This window comes from Mesorhizobium sp. WSM3879, assembly GCF_002294915.1.
In the GTDB taxonomy this organism is placed as follows: Bacteria; Pseudomonadota; Alphaproteobacteria; order Rhizobiales; family Rhizobiaceae; genus Mesorhizobium.
In genome coordinates this window covers 422,014-444,562 of the sequence record NZ_NSFZ01000002.1, presented here as the reverse complement: position 1 = coordinate 444,562, position 22,549 = coordinate 422,014, and the positions used below count along the sequence as shown (strand labels likewise).

The 22,549-nt window shown below is 64.5% G+C and carries 23 protein-coding genes and 1 riboswitch; of the genes, 8 read left to right on the top strand and 15 right to left on the bottom strand.

The window, feature by feature from the left end; translation table 11 throughout:
- Window positions 1-18: 18 nt before the first annotated feature.
- Window positions 19-891, bottom strand: coding sequence for a cytochrome c oxidase subunit II (gene coxB / locus CK218_RS05530; protein WP_245299655.1), 873 nt, complete (start codon window positions 889-891; stop codon window positions 19-21).
- Between the two features lie 339 nt (window positions 892-1,230).
- Between coxB and CK218_RS05525 the strand changes: the two genes are divergently transcribed.
- The 4 genes from CK218_RS05525 (at window position 1,231) to CK218_RS05510 (ending at window position 4,461) form a co-directional block, all read left to right on the top strand.
- Window positions 1,231-1,764: an invasion associated locus B family protein gene (locus CK218_RS05525; protein ID WP_066998026.1), complete on the top strand. Its 534-nt coding sequence runs from the start codon at window positions 1,231-1,233 to the stop codon at window positions 1,762-1,764.
- Between the two features lie 131 nt (window positions 1,765-1,895).
- Window positions 1,896-3,308, top strand: coding sequence for a metalloprotease TldD (gene tldD, locus CK218_RS05520; protein ID WP_095827103.1), 1,413 nt, complete (start codon window positions 1,896-1,898; stop codon window positions 3,306-3,308).
- 39 nt (window positions 3,309-3,347) lie between these two features.
- The gene (locus tag CK218_RS05515) at window positions 3,348-3,611 is read left to right on the top strand and encodes an AbrB/MazE/SpoVT family DNA-binding domain-containing protein (RefSeq protein WP_095827102.1); all 264 of its coding nucleotides are present in this window, start codon (window positions 3,348-3,350) and stop codon (window positions 3,609-3,611) included.
- A gap of 256 nt (window positions 3,612-3,867) precedes the next feature.
- Entirely contained in the window at window positions 3,868-4,461 is a 594-nt protein-coding gene (locus tag CK218_RS05510; protein ID WP_245434932.1) for a transglutaminase-like cysteine peptidase, read from the top strand.
- 122 nt (window positions 4,462-4,583) lie between these two features.
- Here CK218_RS05510 and CK218_RS05505 read toward each other — a convergent pair whose 3' ends face one another.
- The 3 genes from CK218_RS05505 to CK218_RS05495 all read right to left on the bottom strand — a co-directional run bounded on the left by CK218_RS05505 (window position 4,584) and on the right by CK218_RS05495 (window position 9,442).
- Window positions 4,584-7,286, bottom strand: a complete 2,703-nt coding sequence (locus CK218_RS05505; protein ID WP_245434906.1) for a caspase domain-containing protein — start codon at window positions 7,284-7,286, stop codon at window positions 4,584-4,586.
- Between the two features lie 144 nt (window positions 7,287-7,430).
- On the bottom strand, window positions 7,431-8,672 hold the full coding sequence (locus tag CK218_RS05500; RefSeq protein WP_095827099.1) for a class I SAM-dependent RNA methyltransferase: 1,242 nt from the start codon (window positions 8,670-8,672) through the stop codon (window positions 7,431-7,433).
- Window positions 8,669-9,442 (bottom strand): TlyA family RNA methyltransferase, encoded by a 774-nt coding sequence (locus CK218_RS05495; RefSeq protein ID WP_095827098.1) that lies wholly within the window; start codon window positions 9,440-9,442, stop codon window positions 8,669-8,671. The genes CK218_RS05500 and CK218_RS05495 overlap by 4 nt, the downstream gene beginning before the upstream one ends.
- Window positions 9,443-9,556: 114 nt before the next feature.
- Here CK218_RS05495 and CK218_RS05490 point away from each other — a divergent pair, with 114 nt between their 5' ends.
- Window positions 9,557-9,958, top strand: a complete 402-nt coding sequence (locus tag CK218_RS05490; RefSeq protein ID WP_095827226.1) for a GFA family protein — start codon at window positions 9,557-9,559, stop codon at window positions 9,956-9,958.
- On the opposite strand, the gene CK218_RS05485 is transcribed toward CK218_RS05490, so the two are convergent.
- The 6 genes from CK218_RS05485 to CK218_RS05460 all read right to left on the bottom strand — a co-directional run bounded on the left by CK218_RS05485 (window position 9,955) and on the right by CK218_RS05460 (window position 15,004).
- Window positions 9,955-10,239 carry a hypothetical protein gene (locus tag CK218_RS05485; protein ID WP_095827097.1) on the bottom strand — a complete coding sequence of 95 codons (285 nt, stop codon included), beginning with the start codon at window positions 10,237-10,239 and terminating at the stop codon, window positions 9,955-9,957. The two genes, CK218_RS05490 and CK218_RS05485, sit on opposite strands and share 4 nt — an antisense overlap.
- A 150-nt stretch (window positions 10,240-10,389) precedes the next feature.
- The gene (dxs, locus tag CK218_RS05480; protein ID WP_095827096.1) at window positions 10,390-12,303 is read right to left on the bottom strand and encodes a 1-deoxy-D-xylulose-5-phosphate synthase; all 1,914 of its coding nucleotides are present in this window, start codon (window positions 12,301-12,303) and stop codon (window positions 10,390-10,392) included.
- A gap of 132 nt (window positions 12,304-12,435) precedes the next feature.
- Complete coding sequence (locus CK218_RS05475; protein ID WP_095777992.1) at window positions 12,436-13,356, bottom strand: pirin family protein; 921 nt, start codon at window positions 13,354-13,356, stop codon at window positions 12,436-12,438.
- Window positions 13,357-13,364: 8 nt separating this feature from the next.
- On the bottom strand, window positions 13,365-13,631 hold the full coding sequence (locus CK218_RS05470) for a DUF2277 domain-containing protein (protein ID WP_095827095.1): 267 nt from the start codon (window positions 13,629-13,631) through the stop codon (window positions 13,365-13,367).
- A gap of 191 nt (window positions 13,632-13,822) precedes the next feature.
- A complete protein-coding gene (locus CK218_RS05465) occupies window positions 13,823-14,074 on the bottom strand; it encodes an exodeoxyribonuclease VII small subunit (protein ID WP_095778033.1) in 252 nt (83 codons plus the stop codon).
- Window positions 14,075-14,077: 3 nt separating this feature from the next.
- Entirely contained in the window at window positions 14,078-15,004 is a 927-nt protein-coding gene (locus CK218_RS05460) for a histone deacetylase family protein (protein ID WP_095827094.1), read from the bottom strand.
- A gap of 114 nt (window positions 15,005-15,118) precedes the next feature.
- Window positions 15,119-15,297: riboswitch (cobalamin riboswitch) on the top strand.
- 42 nt (window positions 15,298-15,339) lie between these two features.
- Here CK218_RS05460 and bluB point away from each other — a divergent pair.
- Window positions 15,340-16,077 (top strand): 5,6-dimethylbenzimidazole synthase, encoded by a 738-nt coding sequence (gene bluB / locus CK218_RS05455; RefSeq protein ID WP_095777994.1) that lies wholly within the window; start codon window positions 15,340-15,342, stop codon window positions 16,075-16,077.
- Window positions 16,078-16,107: 30 nt separating this feature from the next.
- Here bluB and CK218_RS05450 read toward each other — a convergent pair whose 3' ends face one another.
- Both CK218_RS05450 and CK218_RS05445 read right to left on the bottom strand, forming a co-directional pair.
- Window positions 16,108-17,088, bottom strand: coding sequence for a hypothetical protein (locus tag CK218_RS05450; protein WP_095827093.1), 981 nt, complete (start codon window positions 17,086-17,088; stop codon window positions 16,108-16,110).
- Window positions 17,089-17,232: 144 nt separating this feature from the next.
- The gene (locus CK218_RS05445; RefSeq protein ID WP_066998060.1) at window positions 17,233-17,823 is read right to left on the bottom strand and encodes a TetR/AcrR family transcriptional regulator; all 591 of its coding nucleotides are present in this window, start codon (window positions 17,821-17,823) and stop codon (window positions 17,233-17,235) included.
- A gap of 121 nt (window positions 17,824-17,944) precedes the next feature.
- Between CK218_RS05445 and CK218_RS05440 the strand changes: the two genes are divergently transcribed.
- Window positions 17,945-19,168 (top strand): MFS transporter, encoded by a 1,224-nt coding sequence (locus tag CK218_RS05440; RefSeq protein ID WP_095827092.1) that lies wholly within the window; start codon window positions 17,945-17,947, stop codon window positions 19,166-19,168.
- Window positions 19,169-19,193: 25 nt separating this feature from the next.
- Here CK218_RS05440 and CK218_RS05435 read toward each other — a convergent pair whose 3' ends face one another.
- The 3 genes from CK218_RS05435 to aroC form a co-directional block, all read right to left on the bottom strand.
- Window positions 19,194-19,730, bottom strand: a complete 537-nt coding sequence (locus CK218_RS05435) for a GNAT family N-acetyltransferase (protein ID WP_095781717.1) — start codon at window positions 19,728-19,730, stop codon at window positions 19,194-19,196.
- Window positions 19,731-19,761: 31 nt separating this feature from the next.
- Complete coding sequence (gene ribB, locus CK218_RS05430) at window positions 19,762-20,862, bottom strand: 3,4-dihydroxy-2-butanone-4-phosphate synthase (RefSeq protein WP_095777998.1); 1,101 nt, start codon at window positions 20,860-20,862, stop codon at window positions 19,762-19,764.
- Between the two features lie 101 nt (window positions 20,863-20,963).
- On the bottom strand, window positions 20,964-22,064 hold the full coding sequence (aroC, locus tag CK218_RS05425) for a chorismate synthase (RefSeq protein ID WP_066998072.1): 1,101 nt from the start codon (window positions 22,062-22,064) through the stop codon (window positions 20,964-20,966).
- A gap of 212 nt (window positions 22,065-22,276) precedes the next feature.
- On the opposite strand from aroC, the gene CK218_RS05420 reads away from it, so the two are divergent.
- A complete protein-coding gene (locus CK218_RS05420; protein WP_066998075.1) occupies window positions 22,277-22,534 on the top strand; it encodes a DUF1344 domain-containing protein in 258 nt (85 codons plus the stop codon).
- Window positions 22,535-22,549: the final 15 nt, after the last annotated feature.

Sequence of the window (22,549 nt, the reverse complement as noted above, 5' to 3'; positions counted from 1 at the left end):
TCTTGCTAACCCGCGGCGTCAGTTGCCGGCGGCCGCTACCTTGTTGGTACCATCGATCTCGGCCATCAGCGCCTTGTTGGCGGCGGGCACGTCGGTCTTGGCCGTCTCCAGCCAGGTCTTGAACTGCGCGTCGGAGACGACGCGAACCGCGATTGGCATAAAGGCGTGATCCTTGCCGCAGAGCTGCGAGCACTGGCCGTAATAGAGGCCTTCCTTCTCCGCCTTGAACCAGGTCTCGTTGGTGCGGCCGGGCACGGCATCCATCTTGATGCCGAAGGACGGCACGGCGAAGGAGTGGATGACGTCGGTGGCGGTGATCAGCACGCGGGTCATGGTGTTGACCGGCACCACCAGCTCATTGTCGACGGCGAGCAGGCGCGGATAGAGATTGCGGTCTTCCTTGCCGGCCTTGGCGCGGTCACCGTCCTGAAGGATCGCCGAGTTGAAGGAGAAGCTCTTGTCGACCTGGTATTCGTAGTCCCAATTCCATTGGTTGCCGGTCGCCTTGACGGTCAGCTTGGCTTCTTCCGGCGGGGTATACTGCGCGGTGAGCAGTTGGAACGAGGGGATGGCGATGAGCAGCAGCACGATGACCGGGCCGACGGTCCAGATCACCTCGATCAGCGTGTTGTGGCTGGTCCGGGAAGGAACCGGGTTGGCGCTCGCGCGGAACCGCAGGATGACATAGGCGAGCAGGACCAGCACCAGCAGGGTGATGACCACGATGAATACGAAGGTGTAGTTTCCGAACCATTCGATTTGCCGCATCATGTCGGTCGCAGGCGCCTGGAAGGCGGTTTCCCATGGCCGCGGCTGATCCGCATAGGCGGATGCGCTGGAGAGGAGCGTGCCCGCGGCCGCAGCACCTGCCAGAAGTCTGGCGCTTGCCATGAATTTTCTCATCGCCCTCTCGTCTCCCACTTCCTGCAATCGGATCGCACCAATAACGAACGACGCCGGGATGGGGAATCCCGGTCTGTCCCTAAGGTGGTTCAAACCATACTCTATTTCCCTCCGCAAGGAAGGAGCGGGCGAAACCGTGCGGCATTTTTGCGCGCAGCCCGAAGGGCATCCCCGACCATCGCCGCCCCCGCGCCGGGTGGTCGCAATTCGGGCGAATTTGCTCTGGAAAAGCGCGTAATTGCCGGTATCTGGGCGGGCTGGCGACGGTCTCGTCCTTTACTTGGCCTTGGCGCAGCTTAAAGTGCCGTGATTCGCAATGGAGCCGTTATGACTTCCTGGCTTTCGAGACCCTTGGCGAAGGTTATCTTCCTTGCCGCCTCGCTTAGCGCCAGCGTGGCGAATGCCGCGCCGCCGCAGACCGCGGCGCCGCCCAGCGGCACGGTCAAGTCGACGCATGGCGCGTGGTCGATCATCTGCGACACGCCGGCCGGCGCAACCTCCGAGCAATGCGTGATGATGCAGAACGTCGTCGCCGAGGACCGTCCGGAGATGGGGCTTTCCGTCGTGGTGCTGCGCACCGCCGACAACAAGGCGGAGATCCTGCGGGTGCTGGCACCGCTCGGCGTGCTCCTGCCCAACGGGCTCGGCCTCAATGTCGACGGCAAGGACATCGGCCGCGCCTATTTCGTGCGCTGCTTCCAGGACGGCTGCTACGCGGAAGTGATCCTCGAGAAGCCACTGCTCGACACGCTGAAGAACGGCACGTCGGCCACCTTCATCGTCTTCCAGACGCCAGAGGAAGGCATCGGCATTCCTGTCGATCTGAAGGGATTCGCCGAAGGCTTCTCGGCCCTGCCCTAAGTCCAGCGGCGGCAACGCGGCCGCCAGTCGGCGCGCGGCGATGACGATCGCGTGTGAAGGCCGGCGATTGTCTTGACCTCACTTCGCCCCTACATCGGGGGAATGCGAAACCGCCAGCGGACAGCCCTGCCATGAACAGCCTGATCGGCCAATTCGACATTTCCGACGACCGCGTCAAAGAGATCGTCGCCGATACCATCAAGGGCGCCGACGACGGCGAGTTGTTCCTCGAATACAGCGAGAACGAAGCGCTGATGTTCGACAACGGCCGGCTGAAGACGGCGAACTTCAACACCGACCAGGGTTTCGGGCTGCGCGCCGTCGCCGGCGAGGCGAGCGGCTATGCCCATTCGAGCGACCTGTCGGAAGCCTCGCTGCTGCGCGCCGCCGATGCCGTCTCCGCGGTCAAGGGCGGCTATTCCGGAATGCTTGCCGCAGCGCCCGCGCGCACCAATCGCCAGCTTTACGGCGACGAGAATCCCATCCCCTCGCCCAGTTTCGAGGCCAAGGCGAAGCTGTTGCAGGAGATCGACGCCTGGCTGCGCGCCGCCGATCCGCGCGTGCGCCAGGTGACGGCTTCGCTCGCCGCCTCGTGGCAGCATGTCGAGATCGTGCGCGGCGACGGCCAGGTGGTGCGCGATATCCGCCCGCTGGTCAGGATGAACGTCTCGGTGGTGGTCGGCGATGGCGACCGCCAGGAGAGCGGCTCCTACGGAATGGGCGGCCGCAAGAGCTTTGGCGAGTTCCTCACCGAGGAGAGTTGGAAGCACGCCGCGCGCGAGGCGCTGCGACAGGCGCTGGTCAATCTCGAGGCCGTTCCGGCGCCGGCAGGCACATTCGACATCGTGCTTTCCAGCGGCTGGCCGGGCGTGATGCTGCACGAGGCTGTCGGCCATGGCCTCGAGGGCGACTTCAACCGCAAGAAAACATCCGCCTTCGCCGGCCTGATGGGCAGCCAAGTAGCGGCAAAGGGCGTCACCGTCGTCGATGACGGCACCATCACCGAGCGGCGCGGCTCGCTTACCGTGGACGACGAAGGCACGCCTTCGGCGCGCAATGTGCTGATCGAGGACGGCAAGCTGGTCGGCTACATGCAGGACCGCCAGAATGCGCGGCTGATGGGCATGAAGGCGACCGGCAACGGCCGGCGCGAAGGCTATGCCCACCAGCCGATGCCGCGCATGACCAACACCTACATGACCTCGGGCGATACCGCGCCGGAAGAGATCATCGCCTCGGTCAAGAACGGCATCTATGCCGTCTCTTTCGGCGGCGGCCAGGTCGACATCACCTCAGGCAAGTTCGTGTTCGGCTGCACCGAGGCCTACATGATCGAGGACGGCAAGGTGACGCAGCCGATCAAGGGCGCAATGCTGATCGGCAACGGGCCCGACGCCATGCACCGCGTCACCATGGTCGGCAACGACATGAAACTCGACAACGGCATCGGCATGTGCGGCAAGGCCGGACAGGGCGTGCCGGTCGGGGTCGGCCAGCCGCATCTGAGGATGAACCAGATGACGGTGGGCGGCACCAGGGTTTGAGCACGCTCAATCCGGCAGGTTTGAATAGCACTCCGCCGCTTGAGTATCTTACCCACCGTCTCGACCAAGGGACAAGTGATCCTCCCCAGCGCCATCCGGAAACGGAGGGACTGGGGTGCCGGCACACGTCTGCAGGTCGAAGACACACCAGACGGTGTTCTTCTGAAGCAAGCGCCGGCCTTCACCCCGACGCGACCGGAAGACGTGGTTGGCCTGCTGCCGCACCGCGGCAAGCAGAAGACGCTTGAAGAGATGAACGCGAGTGTCCTTGCCGAAGCGCGGCGGCGCCATGCTCGCAATTGATCCCAACCTTGTCGTCAGATACCTGACGAACGACCATCCTGAACGGTCACCTCGATCCGGCCGGAAAGCTCACACCTAGCTACCCGCCGGAGCGCGAACACAATCGTGTTAGCAGATTATTAATTGTTCAATTGCTTTGGCCGACGCTTCCGACTTAACTATCAGCAGTCTTCTCGTTGCGGTGGTGTTGGCAGTGCTGCGTTCCCCTGGCGTCCTGACCTCTTCATTCCTCCTTGGCCTTTGCTCATTGATCGGTGTGACGTCGCTTTGCGTCGACACGGCGGCGGCGCAGTCGACATGGTTCAAGCGGCCATCGAGTCCGGTCGACCTGCGCTCCGCCACAGTGGGAGGACGTACCAGCGTCCCTTATGGCTGGATCGATTTCTGCCACCGCCGGCCGAAAGAGTGCAAAGTGCCTGCCCTGCAGCCGGCGAACGTCAAGCTGACCGCGCAGAACATGCGAACCCTCAAGCGCATAAACCAGAAGGCGAACCGCGCCATCAAGCCCGTCAGCAACTATGATCACTGGGGCACGATGATGGACCACTGGGACTATCCGGTGGACGGTAAGGGCGACTGCAAGATCTACGCGCTCTACAAGCGCAAGCTTCTCATGGAAGCGGGATTTCCCCGCCAGGCGCTGCTGATGACGGTGGTGCGCGACCTGAACAACGAAGGCCACACCATCCTGACCGTGAAGACCGACAAGGGCGATCTCGTGCTCGACAATCTGGTCGACGAAGTCCGGCCCTGGAACGCGACCGCCTATTATTTCCTGAAGCGTCAGTCGCAGCAGAACCCGAATATTTGGGTGTCGATCAATCAGCGCGGCGGCACGCCGAAAACCTGACGGATGCCGCCAGGCTCAACCGAGCGGCCTCGACAGCCGATACGCGCAGACCGGCGCCTCTGCCTTGCACGTTCATGGCCGAAAAATCGGCTCGCAAAGGTAAGGCGCAGGCTCGCGCCGGCCTACTGGTTGCAGGCCGGCTCGCCCTGCTGTCCGCAAGAGAGCTTCTTCTTGGGCTGCGGCTTCTCCCGGGGGAGACGCCGCTCTTGCATCTGCGGCCTCGGCTGCGAACGCAATTCCGGGCGTGGCTCCGACCTCTGCCGCCGCAGCACCTGCTCGTTAGGCCTTTCCTGCCTGAACTGGCGCTGCGCGTTCTGGTTCGGCCTGTTGACCTTGAAGTCGCGCTGGACGGTGACCTCCCGGCCGGCGGAACCTTCTTCGTTTTGCAGCCGGCGCAACGTCCTGCGCCTGTCGTTCCCGCTGGCCGAGCCCTGTTTCTCGTCGGAGAACACGGTCGGATTGTTCCTCCTGAACCGCTTCTGCACGGCCGGTCCATTGTCGGGTGGCCCACCACTAACGCTCGGCAGTCTGCGGAACTTCTTGCTCTTCGTATTAGCCGAGCCCTGGTTTTCATCAGAGAACACGTCGGGATTGTTCTTTCTGAGCCGCTCGCGCACGCTCGGCCGGTTCTCAGCCGGCATCCGGTCGACGGTAGGCAGCTTGCGGACCTTCCTGCCCTTGTTGCTCGCGGCGGCCGAACCTTGATCGTTCGGTTCGACCACGGACTGGCCTGCGGACAAATCCTTGCGCGTCAGCTTCCTCGGCTTGCCACTGCTCCGTTCGGATAAAGCCTTGGGACTGTTCTGCCTGAACTTCTCCCGCGCGCTCTGCCCGTTGTCGGCCGGCATGCCGTTGATGGCGGGCAGGTTGCGGAGCTTTTTGCCCCTCTTCCGATCCGTGTCCTGCTTCCCGGTCCTGTCGGGACCGGCAGTTCCCGTCGCCTCTTGGTTGCCGCCCGAGACGCCTTGCCTGCCGGGTTGCCTCTTCAACTTGTTGCCGGGCAAGTTCTGGCCGTCGAGCGCCGGCTTGCCGTTGACCAGCGGCAGCCTCTTGCCATCGGCTCCGGGCAAGGCGTGATCGGTTGAGAGCTTGCCGGTTCTGGACGAGGTCTCCAGCGAGGTGTCAGGCTGCTGGCGCTGGATAACACGCTGACCAGGCTTCGGCGGCGAGGCGCCCTGTTGCTGATTGGCCTGACGGAACTTGGCCGCCCTCTTCTGCAGGAGCGGCGGCAGGGGGACCTTGGCCGCGAGCGCATCGGCGCGGCCACCAACGGCGCCTTCCGTCGTCTTCTGGGCTGTGCGGCGGTCAAGCCGAACACCGGCGCTCGGCTGCGCGGCCCGATTGATGGTCTCATTGTTGATCGTCGTGTTGATGGCGTTGATGACCGTCGTGTTGTGGATGTTGTTGAAGATGATGGCGTTCGGCGGAGGCACGATGTGGCGCGGCGGGTTGATGAATACGGGGATCGGCACGAATACGGGCGTCGGCAGGACGAACACGTCGATCGGCGGTGGAGGTGGCGGAAGCACGATGAAATCCGGCGGCGGCGGCGGCAGGAAGATCACCGTGATCGACGGCGGCGGTTCGAAGTCGAAATCGGGATCGTCGAAATAGAGCACCGGACGGTCGATATAGATGATTTCCTCCTCCGGCGGCGGCGGCAAATCATACTCATAGACGGTGAACTCCTCCGGCGGCTCCAGGGCAGCGTCGAAATGTTCGAGCCGCCGTCGTGCGTCCCAGGCATGCGGACCACGCGGATAGCGCCGCAGATAAGACCAGCAGGCTTCCGGCGTGTCTTGCAGCCAGGTCTCGCGCCAGGTGATCGCCTCGCGCCGCGCAGCGACAATGGCGCGCACGCGCTCAGCCATCGGATCATGTGGATAGGCGACGAGGAAATCCTCGTAGCCGCGCATCGTATCGCGGTCGAGAGCCGCGATATAAGCGTCACGAGCGTTGAAATCCCGGATCGCCCTGGTCCGATTGGAGCGGGATTCGGCCTCCGAAACCGTGGGCGCGGGCGCGTCCGCGGCACGGTCGAAGAAGACGAAAGGCGCGGTGATCTTCGAGGCATGCCACGGCACTTCCGCGCCTTGCGTCATCTCGTTGACGCGCAGCCGCGTGCGGTCGAACACCTCGTCAAGCGACAACCCGCCCTCGCGTATCATTTCGGCGAGCGCCTGAGCATAGGCGCCGTAAGGGCCCTTGCCTTCCGGCGCGACCGTTCCCGGAGCCGCGTTGAACGCAATCAGCATGTTCGGGTCGGGATCGACAAGCGCGAGACCACCGGCCAGGGGCTGGCTCATCTTGGGCAAGGCATCAGGCCGCGCCGCGTCGAGCACGACGATGTTTACCTTCGTCGGCAATCCGGCCAACGACCGGGTGACATCGGAGAGCCGCATTGCCTGAAGCGGCACGTCGGCTGGACTGGCGATCTGGGCATCGACCGGAAGAAAGTAGTTCTCCCCCTCGAACTGCACGCCGTGGCCGGCAAGATAGACAAAGACAACCGCGTCGGGACCGGCGGCGGAAACCTTGCCGAGAAAATCGCGCAGCGCGCCGCGCAGCGAGTCCTGATCGACATCGCGCGCGCCGACGACGTCGAACCCTGCCGCCTGCAGGGTCTGCGCGATCAGGCCGGCGTCATTGGCGGCAGTCGCGAGCTCGCCGGACTGATAGGCGCCGTTGCCGATGACGAAGGCGAGACGTTTTTGCTCTTGCGCGAGCGCACCGGTCGCGGACGCGGCGCCAAAAGCGATGAGAACGATGAGGCTGAGGAATTTTAGAAGCGTCTGCATGGCAATGCGCTGTCCGTTATCCGCCATCCGCCATCCGCTTATTTCAGTAACGCCGAAAGAGCAGGAATGTTTCCCTAACAGCGCAAAACTAAGACCTCCAAGAAGGCGGCTTTAGGGCGCAAATTTCGGAAAAGAGAGGCTTCAAGTTTCTTGCGAACCGGCTCTCGCGGACTACCGGCGCCGCTTCGGCTTCTCCAGCAGCGCGACGGCCTCGACATGCGGCGACCACAGGAACTGGTCGATCGGCGTCACGCTCTTCAGTTGATAGCCGCCGTCGATGAGGATGCGCAGATCCCGCGCCAGCGTCGTCGGATTGCAGGAGACGGCCGCGACCAGCGGCACGTCTGAGCGGGCGATCTGCTTGGACTGATCCTCCGCGCCGGCGCGCGGTGGATCGAAGACGAGGCCGTCGAAGCCGCTCAACTCCTTGAAGGTCAGCGGCCTGCGGAAGAGGTCGCGACGCTCGCTGGTCACGCGCTTCAAGCCGCTGGCGAAGCGGGAGGCACGGTCGAGCGCGGCAAGCGCCGGGGCGTCTCCCTCCACGGCGTGGACCTCCGACTTCGCCGCCAGCCGGAGCGCGAAGCTGCCGCAGCCGGCGAACAGGTCGGCGACCTTCTTGGCACGCGACAGGTGCTGGCAGACGAGACCGGCCATCGTCTGCTCGGCGGCCTCCGTCGCCTGAAGAAAGGCGCCGGGCGGCAGGGCGACGGCGACCGAGCCGAACTGCACCACCGGCTTCTTCGGCTCCACGATCACCTCGCCGTCTATCGAAAGCCTCGCCAAGCCCGCGGCCATCACGAAATTGGAAGCGATGCGGCGCTGGTTTTCGCCGAGCTTGCCCGCGTCATGGACGGCGACATCGAGGCCGGACGCCGTCGCGGTGACGGTCATGTGGAAGGCTTTCGGCGTCGCGCAGACCAGTCCTGCCAGCCTTCGCAGAGGATCGAGCGCATCAACGATTGCCGGCAACGAGATCGGGCATTCCTCGATAGGAATGATCTCGGAGGAGAGCGCGCGCACGAAGCCGAGCAGCATGCCGGCCTCGGTGCGCCGAGCGCTGAAGACGACGCGGCGGCGCGTGTGCGGCGCGCAAGGCACCAGCGCGTCGATCTGACGAGCGATGCCCTTGATCTTGAGCGCCTGCACCACCCGTTCGCGCTTCCACTGCCGGTAGCCGTCGGCCTCGAAATGCTGCAACGCGCAGCCGCCGCATTCGGTGAAGTGTCGGCAGGGCGGATCAACCCGGAGCGGTGAAGTCTCAACAACCGACATCAGCGTCGCGCGGTCCTTCTGGCGCGCGGCGGTGACCGTCTCGCCAGGCAGCGTGAACGGGATGAAGACCTCACCGCGATCGGCACCGGCGATGCCGTCGCCCTGCGAACCGAGCCTTGTGATGGTGAAGCGCGCGCTCATGGCGATACCGCGCCCTTGATCGCGGCGAGAAGGAACTCGCGGTTGCCGTCGCCGCCCTCGATCGGCGATGGATGCAGCCCAAGCACGCGCCAGCTCGGCATGCCGGCAAGCCAGTCACGCAAACCGGCGGCGATGCGCTCGGCATCGCTCGGGTCCTTGAGCAGTCCGCCCTTGCCGATCGCCTCGCGCCCCGCCTCGAATTGCGGCTTGACGAGAAGCAGCGCCCTGGCGCCCTCGCCCGCCATGGCCAGCGCCGGCGGCAGCGCCAGCTTCAGCGAGATGAAGCTGACATCGCAGACCAGGAAATCCGGAACGCGGTCGCCAAGATCGGCGGCGGTCAGGTCCCGCGCATTCAGCCCTTCAATGACCGTGACCCGCCGATCGGTGGCAATTTCCGGATGCATTTGGCCGTGACCGACATCGATCGCCGTGACATGGGTAGCGCCACGCTCGAGCAGCACCTGGGTGAAGCCGCCGGTCGAGGCGCCGATATCGAGCGCCTCATGCCCAGAGGGATCGAGGCCGAAATGGTCTAGGCCGGCAATCAGCTTCAGCGCCGCGCGCGACACATAGGCCTGCGCCGGATCGTCGACGGCAACGACGCAGTGTGGCGCCACGGGCTGGCCCGGCTTGCGGGCGACTGCGCCGTCGACGGTGACGGTGCCGCGTTCGATCGCGTCGCGGGCGCGGGAACGGCTGGCGAACAGGCCACGTGCGACGAGCAGTTCGTCGAGACGCGGACGCGCGCTGGCGGGCAGAGAGGAACTCATCGGCCTTCATTGGCGAAAGCCGGCGGCGAAGGCAATGGCAGCCCTGTTGAATATGGCGCGAGGCACGGCAGAATGCCGGTGCCGAAAGTCCGCTCACCCGGCCGAGGAGGAGCCATGCTGAACGGAACCTGCCATTGCGGCGCCGCGCACTGGACGCTGGAAGGCGATCCGGGATCGATCACCGCCTGCAACTGCACGCTTTGCCGCCGTTACGGCACGCTCTGGGCCTATGACTATGTCGACGAGCGCATCCGCATCGCAGGTCCGATGAGCTCCTACAGGAGGGTCGAGGTGGCCGAGCCCGCGCTTGAAATCCTGTTCTGTCCGAAATGCGCCTGCGTGCTCGCCTGGCGCGGGTTGCGCCCCGGCTCGAGCGGCCGCACGCGCATCGCCGTCAATGTCAGGCTGGCCCCGCCGGAGGCGGTTGCCGACCTGCCGATCGAGCATTTCGACGGCCTCGAAACGTTCGACGACCTGCCGCGCGACGGCCGCTGCGTGCGCGATATGTGGTTTTAGAAAATAATCCGCGAGACCGGGCGCTCGACCGCCGGCATCAGACCGTCATTGTTGGAGGCCTGCTCGCGCGGCTCAGCAGGAGCCGGCGCCGTCGGCGCGGCTTCCGGCAGCACCACCAGTTGGGGAGCCTGCTTGTAGGAGAAGCCGCCGCGGATGTTGCCCACCTTGCCGGCGACGATGTCCATCACCGCCTTTTCGAGGTTGCGGTCGTAACGCGTTTCGGCTGCCACCGGCGCGGCCATGGCACCCAGCAAGGCCATGCCGCAAAGGAACGATTTCATTGTTCTTATCCCCTGCCTACGACCAGGGTCTTAGCAGGGCGCCCGTTGAAAATCGGCCAAAAGACAAGGTAACCGAACGGCCAAATGAAAACCTAAACAAACAGTTGCAGCCGCAGCCGGCAAACTCAATCGGAGAGCTGAGTTTTCGATTCAGGCGCGCTGCGCCTGCATTCCATGGCCGAGTGCGGCGAAGACCGTACGCACGATGCCGGTCGTGTCGAGGCCCGCGTCGGCATACATCTTCTCAGGCTTGGCATGATCGGTGAACTCGTCCGGCAAGACCAGCGGGCGCACCTTGAGGCCGTTTTCCAACAGGCCTTCATGGGCAAGGAAATGCAGCACTTGGCTGGCGAAGCCGCCGACCGCGCCCTCCTCGACCGTGACGAGAACCTCATGCGAGCGCGCCAGGCGGCGGATGAGATCCTCGTCCAGCGGCTTGGCGAAGCGAGCGTCGGCAACGGTGGTCGAAAGGCCCGCGGCGCCGAGTTCCTCGGCGGCCAGCAGGCAATCCTGCAGCCGCGTGCCGAACGAGAGCAGCGCCACCTTGGTGCCTTCCTTGAGAATGCGGCCTTTGCCGATCTCGAGCACTGAGCCGCGCTCCGGCATGTCGACGCCGACGCCGTTGCCGCGCGGATAGCGGAAGGCGATCGGGCCGCCGTCGTAGTCGGCTGCCGTGCGCACCATATGGCGAAGCTCCGCCTCATCGGCGGCGGCCATGACGACGAAGCCGGGCAGCGAGGCAAGGAAGGTCGTGTCGAAGGCGCCGCAGTGCGTGGCGCCGTCGGCGCCGACGAAGCCGGCGCGGTCGATCGGGAAGCGCACCGGCAGTTTCTGGATCGCCACGTCGTGCACCACCTGGTCGTAGGCGCGCTGCAGGAAGGTCGAATAGATGGCGGCGAAAGGCTTGTAGCCTTCGGTGGCGAGGCCAGCGGCGAAAGTCACCGCATGCTGCTCGGCAATGCCGACATCGAAGGTTCGGGCCGGGAACACCTCGCCGAAGAGGTCGAGGCCGGTGCCACTCGGCATGGCGGCGGTGATCGCCACGATTCGTTCGTCCTCGCGCGCCTCCTGGATCAGGCTCTCGGCGAAGACCTTGGTGTAGCTCGGCGCGTTGGCCGGCGCTTTCGCCTGCGCCCCGGTGATGACGTCGAACTTGTTGACGCCGTGATACTTGTCGGCGGCGGCCTCCGCCGGCCCGTAGCCTTTGCCCTTCTGGGTGACGACATGGATCAGAATGGGCCCGTCGCCATTATCGCGGACGTTCTTCAGCACCGGGATCAGGTGCTCCAAATTGTGTCCATCGATCGGGCCGATGTGGAAGAATCCCATCTCCTCGAACAGCGTGCCGCCGGTGACGTAACCGCGCGCGTGCTCGACGGCGCGGGTGATGGCGCTGTCGGCGCGCTTGCCGAGATAGGAGGTCAGCTTCTTGCCGAAATCGCGCAGGCCGAGATAAGTCTTGCCGGAGGCAAGCCTCGCCAGATAGGCGCTCATCGCGCCGGTCGGCGGGGCGATCGACATGTCGTTGTCGTTGAGGATGACGATCAGGCGGGCATTGAGCGCGCCGGCGTTGTTCATCGCCTCATAGGCCATCCCGGCGGACATGGCGCCGTCGCCGATGACGGCGATGACATTGTTGCGGCCGCCCGAAAGGTCGCGGCCCATCGCCATGCCGAGGCCGGCCGAAATCGAAGTCGAGGAATGCGCTGCGCCGAAGGGGTCGTATTCGCTCTCTGCGCGCCGGGTGAAGCCGGAGAGACCGCCTTCCTGGCGAAGCGTGCGGATGCGGTCGCGGCGGCCGGTCAGGATCTTGTGCGGATAGGCCTGGTGGCCAACGTCCCAGATCAGCCGGTCTTCCGGCGTGTTGAAGACATAGTGCAGCGCAACCGTAAGCTCGACGACGCCGAGACCGGCGCCAAGATGGCCGCCGGTGTGCGACACCGCGTCGATCAGCTCCGCGCGCAGTTCGGTCGCCAGCTGCGGCAGCTCGCGTTCATCAAGCGCCCGCAAATCCGCGGGAATGCGGACTTTGTCGAGGAGCGGCGTGTCAGGCTTCGGGTTCACTCGGGGACGGCCTGTCAACTTAACCTTGGGTTAACCTTCAAATATGCGCTTTGCTATGCGCGAGATAGGCTGACGGCGCGCCAATGTAAATGCGTGTCAGTGACGCGCCCGGCGCAGAATGTCCATTCTGCGCTAACCTTCCGGCAGCGGAATGAATTCTTCCTCATCGCCAGGAACGATATCGAAGCGGCCCGTCTTCCATTCTTCCTTGGCCTGCTCGATGCGTTCTTTCGAGGACGAAACGAAATTCCACCAGATATAACGCTTGGAGCCCAGCGACGCTCCGCCGAACAGCATGAAATGCGCGCCGCGCTCGGACGACACGACGATTTCCTCGCCCGGTTTGAACACCAAAAGCCGCTCGGCCGGGAAACGGTCGCCGGCAATCGAAACCTCGCCCTCCAGCGTGTAGATGGCGCGTTCCTCGGCGTCGCCGGGGATTTTGACGCTGGCGCCCGCCGCCAGCCGCAGATCGGCATAGAGCGTTTCCGAGGCGGTCGCGACGGGCGAGCGCAGCCCGGAAAATTCGCCGATGACGACGCGGCCGCTAACGCCCTCGGCATCGATTTCGGGCAGTTGGACGACCGACGTGTTCGCGAACACCGGGGCGATTTCTTCCTTGCTGTCCGGCAGCGCCAGCCAGGTTTGCAGGCCGGAAATCGACATCGGCGCGCCGCGCAATTCCTCGGGCGTGCGCTCGGAATGAACGATGCCGCGGCCGGCGGTCATCAAATTCACGTCGCCCGGCGCGATCACCATTTCGGTGCCGAGCGAGTCGCGATGCCTGATCTTGCCGTCGAACAGATAGGTGACGGTGGACAGCCCGATATGCGGATGCGGGCGCACGTCGATCGCGTGGCCGGCACGCAGGATGGCCGGGCCCATGCGGTCGAAGAAGATGAACGGACCGACCAGCCTGCGTTTCGCCGTCGGCAAGGCGCGGCGAACCTCGAAGCCGCCAATGTCCTTGGCGTTGGGAATGACCATCAACTCGATCTGGTCGCAGGCGAAGGCGTCGCCGGCCTCAGGATCGTTGCCCGGAAAGAAGCTCATGACCGGCGTCAGGCGAAGCGGAGCGCGGATCGGGCCTTCGCCTTGGCAGCCTCTTCCTCGCGGTTGCGCGGATGCTGGGTGGTTTCGAGGCTGTCAAGCAGTTCGCGCGCGGCGGCGGCGATCGCCTCGACGGCGTGGTTGAATGCATGCTCGTTGCGCTTGGACGGCTTGGACGCGCCGCTCAGCTTGCGCACGAACTGCAGCGCCGCGTCATGGACCTCGTCGTCGGTCGCCGGCGGATCGAAGTTGAACAGGGTCTTGATGTTTCGGCACATGCTTGAACTCCTTACCTGCTTTCTGCCCGAACCGATCTGACATTGTGCACCGAGGTGTGTTGAGATTCAGGTCAGACCGAGCCGAAAATGCTGGGTTCCGAGAACCGGACCGGAGCGTACTTGAAGGACGTGAGCACCGGAACCGCAGAAAGCCGCGTTTGCAGGCGGCCTCACCTGAATATCAATACACCTCACTCGGCGTCGAGCGGCTCCGTTCCAACCGGCTTGCCGTCGCGCGAGAGCCTGATCTTCTCGACCTTGTCCTCGGCGGCCTTGAGCAAGCGGTCGCAATGAGCCTTCAGCGCCTCGCCGCGCTCGTAGATCTTGATCGACTGGTCGAGCGGAACGTCGCCGCGCTCCAGATCATCGACGATCTTCTCCAGCGCGTCGAGCGCCTGTTCGAAGCTCATCGCCTTGACGTCTTGGTTAGCTTCATCAGCCATCATTCATCCCTTCATCAGCCGCCCGACATGGGCGGCGACCGAAAATGCCAGTCCTTGCAGATCGTAACCGCCCTCCAGCAGGCTGACGAGCCGGTTGCCGCTGTGGCGCCCGGCGCGCTCCATCAGTTGGCCGGTCGCCCAGTCGAAATCATCCTCGGTCAGGTTGATCGCGGCCAGCGGATCGCGATGGTGCGCATCGAAACCGGCGGAAATGATGATCAGATCCGGCTGGAAGGCGTCGATCGACGGCAGCACGCGCGACAGGAAGGCGTCGCGGAACGTGTCGCTGCCGGTGCTCGGCGCAAGCGGCGCGTTGACGATGTTGCCGGCGCCGGTCTCGCTCTTGGCACCGGTGCCCGGATAGAGCGGCATCTGGTGGGTCGAGCAATAGAGCACCGACGGATCGTCCCAGAAAATGTCCTGCGTGCCGTTGCCGTGATGCACATCCCAATCGACGATGGCGACGCGCTCGGCCTGGTGCTTCTCCTGCGCATAACGGGCGGCGATCGCCGCGGTGTTGAACAGGCAAAAGCCCATCGCGGTCGCTTTTTCGGCGTGATGGCCGGGCGGACGCGCGGCAACGAAGACATTGGCGGCACGGCCCTCAAACACATCGTCGACTGCGGCGTTGGCCGCGCCGATCGCCGTCACCGCCGCCTGCCAGCTTTTCGGGCTGGCGCTGGTGTCGGCATCGATCGAGACGATCCCCGTCTCGGGAATCGCAGCGCGGACACGGCCGACGAAATCCTCCGGATGCGCGTAAAGGATCGTCGCCTCGTCGCCTTCCGGCGCCTCGACGCGGTCGAGGGCCGAAAAAGCCTCGTCGTCGAGCACGCGCTCGATGGCGCGCAAACGGTCGGGCCGCTCGGGGTGGCCGGGCGGCGTGAGGTGTTCCAGGAATACCGGATGAGTGTAAAGACGAGTGGTCATGGCGCCTAATCTAGGCACCTGTCGCACGGATAGCCATGTTTCAGCGCCGAATGATTGGGGAAATCGCGCCCAATCGTGTCGCTGGCGGCATTGGCCCGGCTTCGGCTTCGCGATAAGGTCGCGTCGCTGCCTGGTGCCCGCAACGCGGGAGAATCGGGAACACGGTTGAAATCCGTGGCGTGCCCAACGCTGTGAGGGGGACCGCGCCGGCAAACGCCACTGTCCCAGACGGGAAGGCGCCGGATGCGGGTCGATCCCGAGCCAGAAGACCGGCCCGGCAGACATGGTCATCCGCATGGTCAGGCGGAGGACTGCTTATCGCAAGGGGACAAGCGATGCAGGCACGAACAGCCGCCGCCGGCGGCGATGACTTTGACCAATTGGCGCGCGACGCCGTCTACCGAGCCATGTTCACCCGGCGCGACGTGCGCAGCCATTTCCTTGCCGACGATCTCGACGACAGCGTTTTGGCGCGGCTGCTCACCGCGGCACACCACGCGCCGTCGGTCGGCTACATGCAGCCCTGGAACTTCATCATCATCCGGGACGCCACAAGGCGGCGGCAGGTGCGCGACCTGTTTTTGGCCGCGCGCGAACAGGAACTGCCGGCGATCGAGGTGGAGCGGCGGGCGCTCTACCGCAAGCTGAAGCTCGAGGGCATCTGCGAAAGCGCGCTCAACCTGTGCATCACCTGCGACCGCCAGCGCTCGAAGAACTCGCCGCTCGGGCGCTGGCACAATCCGGAGATGGACCTCTACAGCACCGTCTGCGCGGTGCAGAATTTCTGGCTCGCGGCGCGGGCGGAAGGCGTCGGGGTCGGCTGGGTGAGCATCATCGAGCCCGAAGCGCTGAAGCGACTGCTGTCGATCCCCGAGCACGTCACGCCGATCGCCTATCTCTGCGTCGGCCGCGTCTCGGAATTCGCGCCGAGGCCCGACCTCGAAGCGCATGGCTGGGGCAAGCGCCTGCCGCTGCCCGAGCTGGTGATGAGCGAGACCTTTTGCGGCGCCGGCGAGGCGCCGCTCAAATCGGCGATCGCTCGCCTTGGTTCCCGTGAAGGGGCGAAGCCGTGATCAGGCGGCCTTCGTGGCCGGGGCTGCTGCTCAAGCGGTCCTTGGCGAATCCCAGCGCGAGCCGCCGAAGGGGCTGAGCGCCTTGTCGCGCAATTCCCTGAACTTGGACGAGGCTTCGGCCAGGCGCCGGTCCCATTCCGGATTGGGGACCTGGCCCTCGATGGTGGCGAAGTAGACCTGCATCAGCGAAGCGACGGCGAAGGGCTCGATGAAAGCCGCCTTGAAGGCCCAGGCGAAGACGATGGCCAACACGAAGGCCCAGCCGGCAAGCTGGCCCGGCATGGCCCAGAGAATCGCGGCGGCGGGCGGCAGCATCAAAAGGAAGATGACGAAGGAAACACCCCACATGATCACCGCCAGCCAGACGGCGTTCTTGACCATCAACTTGCCGTTCTGCGCATAGAGCACGACGCCTTGCCTGGCGGTCTCGAAAGGCGAGTTGGAATGGGTGCGGATGTTGTAGCCGAGGATGATCTCGTCGACATAAGTCAGCGACAGGCGGATGACGGTGTTGATGAAGCTCACCAGACCGCTCAAGCCTGGAATTGGTAGGAACGCAGCAATGCCGCCGATCAGCCCTGTGATGGCGCGGATGGCGCCTTTCACCAGCTGGTCGACGACGAAAAGGATGTTGGCCTCGGCGAAGCGCTTCGTCACCACTTCGCGCGCATAGGCGATCTGGCCCTGGCCGTCGGGAACGTCCTGCCCGTCGATCAGATGGACCATGACGGCGATATGGCCTGCCTTGAGCACATAGAGAATGTATTCGCGGATCCAGTAGACGGCGATCGAGACCACGCCGAAGCCGACCACCCCACCCCACAAGGCAAAGGACATCGGCCCGTCCGGATCGGTCGAGATGTGGCCGACGCCGTAACCGACGCTGGCGCCGGTGCCGGTCGCTGTTATGTAGGCCACCGTGATGCCGAAATAGACGATGATGCGAAAGACGATGAACGGCCACGTCCGCATCATGATGGACACCGACCGCCCGATGCTGAAGTCCCACATGGCCCCGACCCTCCGCCTCAGAGAATTGGCGGGAGAGGATGCGCTCGCTCCTGCCAAAGTCAATGTCGGAGGGATTTTGAGCGGGGGACAATTGTCTGAGGCAGCGCGGACCCGAGTGATTGCCCGGAACGCCGCGACCGGATGCTATTTGGTTTTCAGGCCTTCCAGCAGCTGCTTGAACGCCGCCACAACCTTCTTCGACGTCGCTTCCGGATCCTTGGCATTGGCGATGCGCTGCGAGGCCTGGCTACTGGCGCCGTTGATGAGCCGCGCTGCGGTCTCGGGATCGAGATCGGGAACGACGACGCCCTCCTCCTGCAGCTTTGACAGGTGATCGGTCATTGAAGCCGTGCAGGCGCTGGCGTTGGGCCACTGAGCCGGATCGCCGAGCACGGCCGGGCCGTCCCTGAACATGATGCGCTGGATTTCCGGCTCAAGCGCCATCTCGATATAGGTGGTGCATTCGTCGACGAAATGCTGCCAGCGAGTAGGCGCCCGCGAGGCCACCTCGTTCACCCGCGCCGCCATCTCGGCGTCAATCTCGGCGATCACCGCCTGCAGCAGCCCCTTCTTGTCGCCGAAATGATGATAGAGCGCGCCGCGCGTCAGACCCGCCGAAGCGGTGAAATCGTCCATCGAGGCCTCGGCATAGCCGATCGTGCCGAAGGCATGGCGCGCAGCCGCGATCAGCTTGGCGCGCGTCTCGGCGATCATCTCCTTGCGGGGTTTGTGCATGGCTCCTGGCCTTATTCACATACGCGTCGTATGCTAATTGACATACGCGACGTATGAACTATCTGACATTCATACGCTGCGTATGTAACTGCGGCGCCTTCCCTTGTCGAGGAACGGGACCATGCGAAACCCATATTCGGAAATCTTTCGGGCTCCTGGCACGAAGAGCTTCGCCGCGGCAGCCTTCATCGCCCGGCTGCCGATCGCCATGGCGCCGATCGGTATTGTGGCGATGCTGTCGCAAACGCATGGCGAATACTGGCTGGCCGGCGCCGTCTCGGCCACATACGCTTTGGTCAACGCCTTCCTGTCGCCGCAGGTCTCGCGGCTGGTCGACCGCCTCGGCCAGAGCCGGATTGCCGTGCCGACGACACTTGTCTCGGCGCTTGCCTTCGCAACCTTGATCGTCTCGGCCAACCAGCACTGGCCGGTGTGGACCTTGTTCCTATCCGCGCTGCTTGCCGCGTTAATGCCCAGCATCCCGGCGCTGGTCAGGGCGCGCTGGACCGAGATTTTTCGCGACCGCCCCGAGCTCAATACGGCCTTCGCCTTCGAATCGGCCGCGGACGAGCTGGTCTATGTCGCTGGGGCTTCGCTGTCGGTGGGCTTGAGCGCCGCGCTGTTCCCGGAAGCCGGGATGGTGGTGAGCACCTTGCTGCTCGCCTTCGGCTCGGCGGCATTCCTGCTGCAGCGTTCGACGGAACCGCCCATTCGCCCGGCCGAGGATGGCGCGGCCGGCTCGGCGATCCGCCTGCGGCCGGTGCAGATCATCACCTTCGCGCTGATCTTTGTCGGCGCGACCTTCGCAACCACGGAAGTCACCACCGTTGCCATTACCGAAGAGCTCGGCCAGCCCGAAGCAGCCAGCCTCGTCATCGGCGTCTATGCACTGGGATCCTTCGTGCTCGGCATCATCGTCGGCGCGCTCAGCCTGCGCACGCCGCTGCAACGCCAACTCGCGATAGCGGTCGCCGTCATCGCGCTTACCACTCTGCCACTGCTTTTTGCCGACACGGTGCCGACGCTGGCGCTTGCCGTGTTCGTCAGCGGCGTTGCCATCTCGCCGACCTTCATCACCGCCTTTGGACTGATCGAACGCCACGTGCCGCCGGCAATGCTCACGGAAGGCGTGACCTGGGTGACCACCGGGATCGGCATCGGCATGGCGCTGGGCTCCTTCGCCGCCGGCTGGATGGTCGACACTTTTGGACCGCAGAACGGGTTCTGGGTGTCGGTGGCGGCAGGCTCAGTCGCTTTGGTCACCGTGCTCGCCGGCCAGTGTCGGCTGGCGACGCCGGACTGCGCTCCGGATGAATGCGAAGCGGCGATTGTTCCGGCTGGATGATACCGATGCATCCGGCTCTGGCTGGCTATATGTCCTGCTTTGGAACGAACTTCGCCGCCGGGACTGCGTAAAGCCCCGTCGGCGCGCCATGGAGCATGATCTCTCGCTCGAAGACGAAGCCGCATTTCTCCAGCACGCGCCGCGATGCGGGATTGGCGGGACGCGCCAGTGCGATCACCCGATCGGCGCGCAAGGGGCCGAAAGCCGCGTGCAAGCTCCCCCGGACCAGTTCCGTCGCGTAGCCATGCCCCCAGGTCTCGGGGTGAAGATGATAGGACAGGTTCAGCCCATCGAAATCGCTCGATAAGGTGACACCGCCGAAGCCGATCAGCCTCTCGTTGGCTTCGACCGCCCAGCGACCAAATCCGTGCCTGTCCCAATGATCGATGTCGCGAGCGAGCCTTGCGGCACTCTGCTGCGGCGTGTCCGGCGTCGGGTCGGGGCGATGCGCCACCAGTTCGGGGCGCGAGAAAAGATCGGCCAGAAACTCCAGATCCGCCTGTTTGGGCCGGCGTAGCAGCAGTCGTTCGGTCTGCTGGCTGAGAGGCAATGGCGCGGCCATCGTTTTTCTCCGCCGCCTGTCGGCCGAAACGTCAGAGAATTTCCGTCTTGGCGATGTGAATGCCGAATCCTTCGAGCCCGACATAGTGGCGCTCGCGCGAGGCGATCAGGTTGATCGAGGAAATGCCGAGATCCTTGAGGATCTGCGCTCCGAGCCCGATCTCGCGCCACTCGTTCTCGCGCCGGCGCGCCTCTTCGTGATCCTCGCGGTCGCCGCTCTGGGGCCGTTTGCGCTCCTGATGGGCGACGCCGACCGAGCCTTCGCGCAGGTAGACGATGACGCCACGCTTGCGCTCGCCCATCGCCTCCATGATGTGGTCCAAGCGGTGGCTGGTGCCGAAGACGTCGGTGACGACGTCTTCCGAATGCAGCCGCACCGGCACCTCCTCGCCGTCGCGGATGTCGCCAAAGACGACCGCGACATGGTGCATGGAATCCCAGGGCAGCGTGTAGGTGAAGACCTGCGCCTTGCCGCCGGGCGTCTCGATGTCGGAGCAGGCGACGCGCTCGACCAGCGTTTCTTTGCGCTGGCGATAGGCGATGAGATCGGCGACCGAAACCTGCTTCAGCCCGTGCTGCGCGGCGAAAGCCTGCACCTCAGGTCCACGCTTGACGGTGCCGTCGTCGTTGACCAGTTCGGAGATGACGCCGATCGGCGGCAGCCCGGCGAGCTTGCACAGGTCGACAGCGGCTTCCGTATGGCCCGAGCGCATCAAGACACCGCCTTCGCGCGCGATCAGGGGGAAGATGTGGCCGGGCCGCACGAAGTCGGAGGCACCAACATTGCCATTGGCGAGGTTACGCACGGTGAGCGTGCGGTCGTCCGCCGAAATACCCGTCGTGGTGCCGTGCTTGAAGTCGACGCTGACGGTAAAAGCCGTGGTGTGGGCGGAATCATTGTCGGCCACCATGGGCGCAAGGTTCAGCCGCCTTGCGTCCTCGCGCAGCATCGGCGTGCAGACGATGCCGGAGGTGTTGCGGACGATGAAGGCCATCTTTTCCGGCGTGCAGTGCACGGCGGCAACGATCAGGTCGCCCTCGTTCTCGCGCCCGTCATCGTCCATGACGACGACGATCTCGCCGCGCTCGAAAGCGCGGATCGCTTCGACGATCTTCTTCTGGTCGTATGGCATGGACGCTCGCTAGCTCGCTTGGGGAATAGGGCAGTAAGGGAGTAGGGAAAAGGAAAAAGTTTGGCGTCGCCGAATGCGACGTAACATACTCACCTACTGCCTTACTGCCTTCCCGTCTGTCCTCTATGCCGCAGATAATGATCCGCAATCGCGCAGGCAACCATGGCTTCGCCGATCGGCACGGCGCGGATGCCGACGCAAGGATCGTGGCGGCCCTTGGTCATGACCTCGACATCCTTGCCGTCCTTGTCGATCGATTTCCGCGGTGTCAGGATCGAGGAGGTCGGCTTGACGGCGAAGCGGGCCACGATCGCCTGGCCGGTCGAGATGCCGCCGAGGATGCCGCCGGCATTGTTGGACAAAAACACCGGCTTGCCGTCATTGCCGATCCGCATCTCGTCGGCATTCTCTTCGCCGGTGATGCGGGCGGCTTCGAAGCCGTTGCCGATCTCGACGCCCTTGACGGCGTTGATCGACATCAGGCCGGAGGCGATGTCCTGGTCGAGCTTGGCATAGATCGGCGCGCCGAGGCCCGCCGGCACACCTTCGGCGACGATCTCGATCACCGCGCCGACCGACGAGCCGGCCTTGCGAATGCCGTCGAGATAGGCGGCAAAGACCGGAACCGAGGCCGGGTCAGGGGTGAAAAACGGGTTTTCCGCATCGCCGATGAAATTCCAGTTCCAATTGGCGCGATCGATCGACTTTTCACCCATCGAGACCAGGGCGCCGCGCACCACCATGCCCGGCACCACCTTGCGTGCCAGCGCGCCGGCCGCCACTCTGGCTGCCGTCTCGCGCGCCGAGGAGCGGCCGCCGCCGCGATGGTCGCGCAACCCGTATTTGATCTCATAGGTGTAATCGGCATGGCCCGGCCGGTACTGGCGCGCGATCTCGCCGTAGTCCTTGGAGCGCTGATCGACATTCTCGATCAGCATCGAGATCGGCGTGCCGGTGGTGATCATCGTCTCGCCGTCCTCGTCGAGGATGAAGCCGGAGAGGATCTTGACCTCGTCCGGCTCGCGGCGCTGGGTGACGAAGCGCGACTGGCCCGGGCGGCGCCGGTCGAGCTCGGCCTGGATGTCCTCGCGCTTGAAGCGGATCCCGGGCGGGCAGCCGTCGACAACGCAGCCAAGAGCGGCGCCATGGCTTTCACCCCAGGTGGTGACGCGGAAAAGATGGCCGAAGGTGTTGTGAGACATGGAAAAAACGCCCTGCCCGGCGCGGACCCGGTTCGCCGGTTCAAGCGTGCCTTCTATTGGCGTTTTCCACAGCGGTCAAACGGTGATCGGATGCATCAATCTGTGATCTGGAGGATTTAGTTTTGACACATTCGGTTGGTTTCTGCTCTCTTCCATCCGCCGTTGAGGATCCGCCGTTGCTCATGCCGGCGCAATGACCAAAGAGGACGACGATGCGTACCCTGATTGGCGCCGCCTGCGCCATGTTGCTCATTTCCACCGCTGCCGCGTTCGCCGGCCAGACCGAAGGCTTGATCAAGAAGGTCGACAAGGACACGCTGACGCTGACGCTGGACGACGGAAAGTCCTACAAGCTCAACGCCGAAACCGATCTCGACGCGCTGAAGCCCGGCATGGATATCGTCCTCGCCTACGACGTGACCAATGGCGAGAATGTCGTGACCGATATGCAGCTGCCGGACAGCGACTAGGATCATCTGCGCCGC